Raw genomic sequence first — 10247 nt, 5'->3', positions numbered from 1 at the left:
AGGAGCGGCTTTAGCCGCGAAGCGCCGCGCGGGCGGCGCTCGATCTCACAGGCGCTGAATATGTCGAGGCGAACGCTTCGGCGCTCGATCTCACAGGCGCTAAAACCTCCCGGCAAACACCTACCAGCCCCACCACAATACGCCCATCACCCTATACACACCGCGACACATTGTCGGCTTGACTTTGCCTCCCCCCACACTCTTGCTGTAAAGTTGACGCACAAGTCAGCTTTTCGCCAGTACTAGAGTCAAAGAATAGGGCAGACCCCCAACTGCCCAGAGGATCAAGCATGTCCAACCGTGATATTTCCCGGCGCGCCTTCCTGCAAGGCGGCCTGATCGCTGGTGTCGGCGTAACCATGGCGCCACTTGGCAGCCAGGCGTTCGCCGCGCTGATGGAGGAACGCGTCACCACCTCGCCGCAGAAGTGGATGAACCACGACGGCAAGGCGCGTTTCCGTAACGATGCCTTGTCCAAGGTCTGCGGCGACAAGGTGTTCGCCCGCGACATCCGCGCCAAGGACATGCCCGGCTGGCCGGCGCAGCAAGGCCACGCGCTGCTGCTCAAGGCGACCAAGGCCGACCGCATCTATGCCGGCCACGACCTGAGCTTGCTCGGTGCCGAGCTGCAACCGGACCGCATCGTCACCGCCGCCGACCTGGAACAAGACGGCATCGCCTGGCCCGAGGCCCATTCGCCCGACCCGCTGCTGCCGCCCGGCAAGGTGCCGATGTTCATCGGCCACCCGGTGGCGATCCTGATCTGGCACGACTTCGAGCGCTACCGCCAGGCCAAGCGCAAGCTGCAGTTCAACAACCAGGCGATCCGTTACGGTGCCCAGGCGCCGCTGTACCAGCGCGACCCTTACGGCAGCTTCCGCTTCGTGCGGGTGGGCGGCGCCACGCCGTTCGACGACGATGAATTCTCCAGCCTGAAGAACTCCATGCTGTTCCCGACCATCCTCAACCGCAAACCGGTGTGGTCCAAGGAACCCAACCAGCACGGTGACCTGACCGAGCAGGGGCTGTTCTACGCCAAGCGCATGGGCGAACAGCTGGACAACCCGCCCGAAGGCTGGCTGGTGTTCGACGAGCGCTACAAGACGCCGTCCATCGAGCCCGCCGCACTGGAACCGGACAACGGCAACGGCTGGTACGACCCGGCCACCGGCACGCTGAATTTCGTGGTTGCCACCCAGTGCCCGTTCGAGGTGGCGCAGGAATGCGTGCACATGATCAAGCCGTCGCGCTTCGCCCTGCACACGCTGAACATGCACCCCGGCTACACCGTGGGCTACGGCTCGAAAGACAACAATATCTTCGTCTTCTATGCCGCCGTGGCCGCGCTGTACGGTGGCGGGGTACCGATCCGCCTGGCCAACGACCGCTACGAGCAGTTCCAGAGCGGCATCAAGCGCCATGCTTTCGACATTCGCTACCAGTTGGCGGTGGACAAGCAGGACAACAGCTTCAAGATCTTCCGCGCCGACCTGAGCTGCGACGGCGGCGGGCGCATCAATTACAGCCCTTCGGTGGCCGCTGTGGGGGCGACCGCGGCGCAGTCGATCTACTACATGCCGCAGAACGACCTGTCGGTGACCGCCTATTATTCGCGTGGCGTGGAAGCGGGCTCCATGCGCGGCTACGGCACCCTGCAAACCATGGCCGCCACCGAGATGATGGTCGACGAAATCGCCGGCCGCCTGGGCGTCGATGCCATCGACCTGCGCCGCGCCAACGCGCTGAAATCGGGCATGAAGAATACCCAGGGCGCGGTCCCGGCCGGTGCTCTGCGCCTGTACGAAATCCTCGACAAGGCCGCCGTGCATGAATGGTGGCGCAACCGCGATGCGCGCAAGCAACAAAGGGATGCGCAAGACCCGGACCACTGGTACGGCGTCGGCTTTGCCATCTGCCAGAAGGACTTCGGCACCGGCTCCGAAGCGCCCATGGCCAGCATCGAGTTCAGCCGCGACGGGCGCATCAGCCTGCGCCACATCGGCACCGAACTGGGTACCGGCATGTCCACCTCGCAGGCGTTGGTGGTCAGCGACTTCCTCGGCCGCTCGGCCGACGAGATACAGACCGCAGTCACCGAATGGCCAGAACTGCAACTGACCACCAGCGGCAACCCGTACCTGATCAGCCAGCCTGAACAGGATGCTGCGCTGCGCAACCCGCGCTGGGTCGGCAAACTGGCGTCGCCGTCGTCGGCGACCAACTCGGCGTTCTACTTCAGCCATGCCACCCGCGAAGCGGCGCGCGTGCTGTTCAACCATGGCCTGTGGCCGGCGGCCATGGCCATCTGGAGCCAGGGCCCGTATGGCGGCCAGGCCAACCCGCTGGTGGTGCGCCGCGAGAACGCGGTGTGGGTCAACGGTGAACTGACCGGCAACGGCCTGGCGCCAATCCCGTTCGCCCAGCTGGCGCAGAAGGCCCACGACATGGGCCTGGTCACCGGCGTCAGCGTGCACGGTTTCAACCGCTGGAGCTGGGCCGAGGCCGACTTCGTCATCGACGGCGTGCGCGAGCGCTTCCCGCTCGACGCCGTGGCGGTGAAGTACGGCGATGGCGCGGTGAATGCCAAGAGGGCGCAGATGAGCAGCCACGGCTACCACTTGCTCGACCGGCAGAATGCCGCGTACCCGGACACCCAGCTGAACAACGCCATGGTCACCTACTACAGTCCGGTGGCGACCATCGTCGAAGTCAAGGTCAACAAGGGCACCCATGAGGTGCAGGTGCTCAACCACCACAGTTGGGTCGAGTGCGGCCGGGTGCTGGTGCCGGAGCTGGTCAAGGGCCAGCTCGAAGGCGGTATCGCCATGGGCATCGGCCATGCCCTGACCGAAGAAATGCCGTTGTACGAGGGTGGGCCCGGGGAGGGCGACTGGAACTTCAACCGCTACCGCCTGCCGCATGCGCGCGATGTAGCGGTGTGGAAGCAGACCAGCGAAATCCTCCCGCCGCTGTCACCGACCGACCCGTCCAAGGGCATCGCCGAAGTGGTGATGATCCCGGTCGTCGGTGCCATCGGCAATGCCGTCGCGCATGCCATTGGCAAGCGCGTGCGCGATCTCCCCATCACCCCAGCCCGTATCAAGGAGGCCCTCAATGGCTAACCGTCCACTGCAACTGACCCTCAACGGTCAACCGGTCGGCCCGGTCGAGGTCCCTGATGACCTGGCGATGCTCGACTACCTGCACGAACACCAGAACCTCACCGGCTCGCGCCTGGGCTGCGGGCAGGGTATCTGCCATGCCTGCGTGGTGATCGTCGACAACCCCGATGGTACCTGCGAGGAAGTGCGCACCTGCATCACCGGTGCCCATTACTTCGAAGGCAAGAACGTCCGTACCATCGAAGGCCATGCCAAAAAAGACCAGGCCGGCAACCTCACGCTGAACCCGATCCAGCAGAAGTTCGTCGACCTGTTCGCCTTCCAGTGCAGCTACTGCGCACCGGGCTTCGTCAATGCCGCTACGGTGCTGGTGGAGACCGCCCAGCGCCAGCCATTGAAAAAGAGCGAGGTGGAAGACCGCATCGAGGCCAGCCTCGGTCACCACATCTGCCGCTGCACCGGTTACGTGCGTTATTACGACGCGACCCGCACGGTGCTCAACGACCTCGGCCTGGTCAAGGAGGGTTGAGCATGGGATTTGTACGTAGCGCATTGGCGCTGGCCCTCGGTGTTGCTTTCACCTCGGTTGCCCTGGCCGCCGACCAGGCGCAGGTCAAGCGCGGTGAATACCTGGCCCGCGCGGCCGATTGCATGGCCTGCCACACCGCCGAAGGCGGCGCACCGTTTGCCGGCGGCCTGCCGATCCATTCGCCGTTCGGCACCATCTATGGCAGCAACATCACCCCGGACAAGCAGTACGGCATCGGCAACTACAGTGCCGATGAGTTCTTTTCCGCGGTCACCGAAGGCAAGCGCAAGGACGGCGCCAACCTGTACCCGGCCATGCCGTACACCTCGTACCACCTGATCAAGCGCGAGGATTCGGATGCGATCCTCGCCTACCTGATGACCATCCCGCCGATCAACCGCCCGGCACCACAGACTGCGCTGAGCTTCCCGTTCAACGTGCGCATGGGGCTGAGCGGCTGGAACATGTTGTACGGCAAGAGCGTGCAGTTGCAGCCGACCGAGGGCAAAAGCCCGGCCTGGCAGCGCGGCCAGTACATGGTCGAGGTCATGGGCCATTGCGGTGAATGCCATACCCCGCGCAACCCGATCGGCGCGCTGCAGCAGGACCAGCGCCTGCGCGGCGGCCTGCTGGCGGGTTACCTGGCGCCGAGCCTGCTGGCCCAGGACCTGGCCGAGCGCGGTTGGACCCAGCCAGACCTGACCACGTTCCTCAAGCACGGCATCAGCGCACAAGGCAGCATGTTCAACGAGATGTTCCCGGTGGTGCACCACAGCACCCAGCACCTGGAAGACGCCGACCTGGCAGCCATGGCCACCTACTTGCTGGGTGACCAGCCGCCACCGGCCAAGGCCATCCAGCCCGTTGCCCTGGCGCAGATGAGTGACAGCGGCAAGCGTGGCCACCAGCAGTACCTGAACGTCTGCGCCGGTTGCCACGGGGTCGACGGCGAGGGCAAGCCGCACATCGCCGTGGCCATGCGCGGCAATACTGTGCTGCGCCAGGCCGACTCGCGCAACCTGGTCAAGGTCATCCTCGAAGGCATTCGTGAACAGCAGTTCACCGGCTTCGAGCGCATGCAGCCCATGCCAGGCTTTGCCGGCAAGCTCGATGACCAGCAAGTGACGGACATGGTCAACTACCTGCGCCAGGCCTGGGGTGGATTGCCCGGCGACCTGAACGTACAACAGCTCGCCGAGCTGAAGGCGGAGTAACCCGTGCAGCATCTCGATCTCCAGGTGATCCGCCAGGCCTTGCAGTGGTCATGCAATGGCCAGCGGGTGTGGTTGTGTACGGTGCTCGCCACCTATGGTTCGGCGCCGCGTGCGCCGGGCGCGCTGCTGGCGGTGAACGCCAGCGGCCAGTGGCTGGGGTCGCTGTCGGGTGGCTGCGTCGAAGATGACTTCCTTGAGCGCGTGGCCCTGGGTGAATTCCCCGAGCCGGTCGCCATCGTGCGGTACGGCGATGGCCGCGATGCGCGTTCGAGCATTCGCCTGCCGTGTGGCGGCGTGCTTGAAGTGCTGGTGGAAAACCTGGCGGCCGGCTGCGCAGTGCAGGCGCACCTGCGGGCGCTGGAAAGCGCGCTACTGGGCCAACGCCGGGTGCTGCGTGAAGTGCGCCTGCCCGAGGGCACACGGCAACTGGCCGATGACCCTAGCCTTGGGCCACGGGTGGAGCGGCAAAGCGACCGGGTGCGCCTGCGTGTCGGCGCCGCCCAGCGCCTGCTGCTGGCCGGTTATTCCAGCGTGGCGCATTACTGTGCCGAGTTCGGTAAAGGCATGGGCTTTGAAGTCATCCTTTGCGAGCCGCGTGATGAAGTGCTCGATGGCGTGCAGCTGGACGGCATTGAAGTGCGCCGCGAGCTGCCGTCGGAATTTATCGCCAATGGCGGTTGCCATGCCGATACGGCGGTGGTTGCATTGACCCATGATCCGAAAATCGATGACCTGGCCATGCTTGAAGCGGTGCGTACCGACGCGTTCTACATTGGTGTGATGGGCTCGAAGGCCACCTCGGACAAGCGCCGTGAGCGCTTGCAGCGCATTGGTGGCCTGGGTGGCGAGCAACTGGCGCGCATCCATGCGCCGATCGGCCTCAACCTGGGCAGCAAGACCCCGGCCGAAATCGCCCTGGCGGTGCTGGCCGATATCCTGCGCCTGCGCAATGGCATCGGGCGGACCGCGCTGTGAGCGTGGTCGCGCTGGTGCTGGCGGCCGGGCGTGGCACGCGTTTCGGCGCTGACAAGCGCCGGGCGACCCTGGCTGATGGCCGCAGCATGCTGGCGCATAGCGTGCAGCGGGCGAGGGGGGTGTTTGATGATGTGCGCGTGGTGCTGCGAGAGGGTGAGCGGAGCGAGGATTTTGGTTTGCCTGCGGATTGCCGGGTCATCGTCAGCCCGGATGCGGCGCTGGGGATGGGGCATAGCCTGGCTGCCGGCGCGCAGTCATTAGGCGATAGCCAGGCGCAGGCGGTGGCGATCCTGTTGGGGGATATGCCTTGGATCGAATCGGCAACCTTGCAGCGTCTGGTCGAGGCTTCTTGTTCTTCAAATATTGTGTTGCCGCGCCATGCGGGGCAGCAGGGGCACCCGGTGATTTTCGGGCGCGATTTCTGGCCGGCGCTGGGGCAGTTGTCTGGTGATGAAGGGGCGCGGGCGGTGGTTCAGGCACATCGGGCGCGCTGCATGATGGTCGAGGTTGATGATGCGGGGGTTCTGCTGGATGTGGACACCCCACAGGCCTTGAGCAGCTGACGCGGTCCCTTGTAGGAGCGGCCTTGCGTCGCGAAAGGGGTGCGAAGCGCCCCCGGGATGTCAGCTTCGCAGCCTATTTAGCCGGGGCCGCTTTGCGGCCCTTTCGCGACGCAAGGCCGCTCCTACAAGAGGCTGCGCTGGCCTGAAGATTTATGCATTAGCCACAAAAGGTCCATAATCCCCCCTTAATCCCTGCATAGTGCAATGCCAGCCACCCCACTCCTGGAGCCCCACCATGCACGTTCTTCTCTGCGAGGACGACGACCTGATCGCTGCCGGCATCTGCGCCGGCCTTACCGCCCAGGGCCTGACCGTGGACCGGGTGGGCAACGCCGCGGCTGCACGGGCGATGCTGCAGGCTGCGCAGTTCGACGTGATGATTCTCGACCTCGGCCTGCCTGACGAAGACGGCCTCAAGCTGCTGCGCCGCCTGCGCGAAAAAGGCGAGACCCTGCCGGTGCTGGTGCTCACTGCCCGCGATGCCGTCACCGACCGCGTCGATGGCCTGCAGGCCGGTGCAGACGACTACCTGCTCAAGCCCTTCGACCTGCGCGAACTGGCTGCGCGGCTGCATACCCTGCTGCGGCGGGTGGCCGGGCGGGCGGTGAATGTGATCGTGCACGGCCCGCTACGCTACGACCCGAGCAGCTGTGAGGCCACCCTGGCCGGCCAGCACGTCGACCTGTCCCGCCGTGAACAGGCGCTGCTGCAGGCGCTGCTGCAGAACCCCGGGCGGGTGCTGTCCAGCGAGCAACTGAAAGACTGCGTGTACGGCTTCAGCGACGAAGTCGAGAGCAACGCCCTGAATGTGCATATCCACCACCTGCGGCGCAAGCTCGGCAACGGTATCGTCGAGACCGTGCGCGGCCTGGGCTACCGCCTGGGCCCGGCGCAGGCACCGGAAGAGGCCGCATCATGAGCCTGCGGGTACGCCTGAGCCTGATCCTTGGCAGTGCCTTTGTGATCATCTGGGCGCTGGCTGCCGCCTGGATGCTGCGTGACCTGCGCCAGCAGATGATGTTTTCCCTCGACCAGCGCCTGGTGGCGTCGGCGCGCATGGTCGCCGGGCTGATCGACCAGCTGCCGCAGCCGTTGACCGCCAAAGGCGGCGAGGCGCATTTTTCCGCCGACCAGTTCAGCGTACCGGATGGCATGGCCTGCCAGGTCAGTTCGCTGCGTGGCGAGATCCTCGCCAGCAACCACAAGCACGATGGCGCCATGGACGACGAGCGCAGCGGCTTCCGCGACCAGACCATCGACGATGCCCTGTGGCGCACCTTCACCTACAACCATGGCGATGTGCGCATTACCACGGCCGACCGGCACATGGAGCGCGAGGCGCTGAACCAGTCGATCCTGCTGGCCGCTTCGGCGCCAGTGCTGATGGCCCTGCTGGGCAGCCTGGGGCTGTTGTGGATCGGCCTAGGCAAGGGCCTGGAACCGCTGAACCGCATGCGCGATGCGCTACGCCGCAGGCGCGCGGACAGCGTCGAGCCGTTGCAGGTGGCGGGCCTGCCCAGCGAGTTGCAGCCATTGCTGGACACCCAGAACCAGCTGTTCCTGCGCATTGCCCAGGCCCTCGAGCGTGAGCGGCGCCTGACCGACGACGCCGCGCACGAGCTGCGCAGCCCGCTGACCGCGATCAAGACCCACCTGCAGGTCGCGCGCATGACCGATGGCACCGTACGCGAGCAGGCGCTGGAGCATGCCGAGCAGGGCGCCGACCGCATGCACCGCACGCTGGAGCAGTTGCTGATGCTGGCGCGGGTCGAAGGCAGCCTGTCGTTCGAGGACGGTGTGCAGTGCAGCGCCGAGCAGGTGGCCCGCCAGGCGGTGCAGGATGCCGGTGGCGGCGACAACCGGCGCATCGTGCTGCGCTTGCCTGAAGAGGCTACACAGATCTACCTGGGCATGCCGGCGCCGCTGGCAGTGGCAGCGCTGCGTAACCTGCTGGACAACGCCCTGCGCCATGGCGGCGATCAGGCGGTGGAACTGGAAGTGCAGATGGCCAACGGGCAGGTAGGGTTCATGGTGCGCGACCATGGGCCGGGGATTGCCGAGGCCGACCTTGAGCATTTGACCGAGCGTTTCTGGCGCAATGGGCAGAGCGGTGGTTGCGGGTTGGGGCTGGCGATAGTGCAGGCGATCGTGCAGCGTTGCGCAGGTACCCTGCGGTTCGACAGCCGTAGCGACGGGTTGCGGGTGTTGTTGCAGGTGCCGGCGCGTCCTGGGCATTGATCTTTATTGCCTGTGCCGGCCTCTTCGCGGGTGAACCCGCTCCCACAGGGCCCGCACCCTGCATGCGGCCTGTAGAAAACCTGTGGGAGCGGGTTTACCCGCGAAGAGGCCGGCGCAGGCAAAGTAAAATCCAGTAACAACCGCTAAATCCTCCCCGCACTCAAGCGTTTTCCAAGCGACAACCGCCCATACGCTTGCTTGCGAGGATTCACCCATGTCCACCGCTTCCAGCCTTGCCCAGGCCCTGCCGGCCAGTGCGCCGCAGGCCTTGTACGAATTCACCGATTCGCCGTTGCTGCAACGCCAGCAGCAACAGGAATCCAACGCCCGCAGCTACCCACGGCGCATCCCGCTGGCGCTCAAGCGCGCCCGCGGCATCCACGTGGAGGATGTCGAGGGCCGCCAGTTCATCGACTGCCTGGCCGGCGCCGGCACCCTGGCGCTGGGCCACAACCACCCGGTGGTGATCGAGGCGATCCAGCGTGTGCTGGCTGATGAGCTGCCATTGCACACCCTGGACCTGACCACGCCGGTCAAGGACCGCTTCGTGCAGGACCTGTTCGGCATTTTGCCCGAAGCCCTGCGCCGCGAGGCCAAGGTGCAGTTCTGCGGCCCGACCGGCACCGACGCGGTGGAAGCGGCGCTCAAGCTGGTGCGTGGCGCCACCGGGCGCAGCACCGTGCTGGCCTTCCAGGGCGCCTACCACGGCATGAGCCAGGGCGCCTTGAGCCTGATGGGCAGCCATGGCCCCAAGCAGCCGCTGGGCGCGCTGCTGAGCAACGGTGTGCAGTTCATGCCGTACCCGTATGACTACCGCTGCCCGTTCGGCCTGGGTGGCGAAGCCGGGGTCAAGGCCAACCTGCATTACCTGGAAAACCTGCTGCTCGACCCGGAAAGCGGCGTACCGCTGCCGGCGGCGGTGATCCTGGAAGTGGTGCAGGGCGAGGGCGGGGTGATCCCGGCCGACATCGAGTGGCTCAAGGGGGTGCGCCGCATCACCGAACAGGCCGGCGTGGCCTTGATCATCGATGAGATCCAGAGCGGCTTCGCCCGCACCGGGCGCATGTTCGCTTTCGAGCATGCCGGCATCGTGCCCGATGTGGTCACCTTGTCCAAGGCCATTGGCGGCAGCCTGCCGCTGGCGGTGGTGGTCTATCGCGACTGGCTGGACACCTGGAAGCCAGGCGCGCATGCCGGTACCTTCCGTGGCAACCAGATGGCCATGGCCGCGGGTTCGGCGGTGATCAACTATCTGGTCGAACACCGGCTGGCCGAGCATGCCGAGGCCATGGGGTTGCGCTTGCGTCAGCACCTGTTGCAGTTGCAGCGCGATTATCCGCAGTTGGGTGATGTGCGCGGGCGTGGTTTGATGCTCGGGGTGGAGCTGGTGGACCCGCAGGGCAAGCGGGATGCCTTGGGCCACCCGGTTGCCAACCGTGAGCTGGCGGCCAAGGTGCAGCGTGAGTGCCTGAAGCGCGGGTTGATCCTGGAGCTGGGCGGGCGGCATGGCGCGGTGGTGCGCTTCCTGCCGCCGTTGATCATCAGCGGCGAGCAGATCGATGACGTGGCGCAGCGCTTTGCCGAGGCGTTGATCGCGGCAGTCTGA

The 10247-nt window shown here is 65.8% G+C and carries 8 protein-coding genes; all 8 read left to right on the top strand.

Going from position 1 to position 10247, the window contains the following annotated elements; all coding sequences use genetic code 11:
- Positions 1-290 precede the first annotated feature (290 nt).
- The 8 genes from IAE39_RS21725 to IAE39_RS21690 all read left to right on the top strand — a co-directional run bounded on the left by IAE39_RS21725 (position 291) and on the right by IAE39_RS21690 (position 10247).
- The gene (locus IAE39_RS21725) at positions 291-3122 is read left to right on the top strand and encodes a xanthine dehydrogenase family protein molybdopterin-binding subunit (RefSeq protein ID WP_201206395.1); all 2832 of its coding nucleotides are present in this window, start codon (positions 291-293) and stop codon (positions 3120-3122) included.
- Entirely contained in the window at positions 3115-3651 is a 537-nt protein-coding gene (locus IAE39_RS21720) for a (2Fe-2S)-binding protein (RefSeq protein WP_201206393.1), read from the top strand. The genes IAE39_RS21725 and IAE39_RS21720 overlap by 8 nt, the downstream gene beginning before the upstream one ends.
- A 2-nt stretch (positions 3652-3653) precedes the next feature.
- Positions 3654-4865 (top strand): cytochrome c, encoded by a 1212-nt coding sequence (locus IAE39_RS21715; protein WP_201206391.1) that lies wholly within the window; start codon positions 3654-3656, stop codon positions 4863-4865.
- A 3-nt stretch (positions 4866-4868) separates the two neighbouring features.
- Positions 4869-5840, top strand: a complete 972-nt coding sequence (locus tag IAE39_RS21710; protein ID WP_201206389.1) for an XdhC family protein — start codon at positions 4869-4871, stop codon at positions 5838-5840.
- Positions 5837-6403 carry a nucleotidyltransferase family protein gene (locus tag IAE39_RS21705; protein WP_201206387.1) on the top strand — a complete coding sequence of 189 codons (567 nt, stop codon included), beginning with the start codon at positions 5837-5839 and terminating at the stop codon, positions 6401-6403. Before IAE39_RS21710 ends, IAE39_RS21705 begins: the two co-directional genes overlap by 4 nt.
- Before the next feature lie 235 nt (positions 6404-6638).
- On the top strand, positions 6639-7322 hold the full coding sequence (locus tag IAE39_RS21700) for a response regulator (protein WP_201206385.1): 684 nt from the start codon (positions 6639-6641) through the stop codon (positions 7320-7322).
- Positions 7319-8641, top strand: coding sequence for an ATP-binding protein (locus IAE39_RS21695; RefSeq protein ID WP_201206383.1), 1323 nt, complete (start codon positions 7319-7321; stop codon positions 8639-8641). Before IAE39_RS21700 ends, IAE39_RS21695 begins: the two co-directional genes overlap by 4 nt.
- A gap of 214 nt (positions 8642-8855) precedes the next feature.
- A complete protein-coding gene (locus tag IAE39_RS21690) occupies positions 8856-10247 on the top strand; it encodes an aspartate aminotransferase family protein (RefSeq protein ID WP_201206381.1) in 1392 nt (463 codons plus the stop codon).

It is taken from the genome of Pseudomonas sp. S37 (assembly GCF_016658545.1).
GTDB lineage: Bacteria > Pseudomonadota > Gammaproteobacteria > Pseudomonadales > Pseudomonadaceae > Aquipseudomonas.
This window is presented reverse-complemented; position numbering and strand designations above follow the sequence as displayed.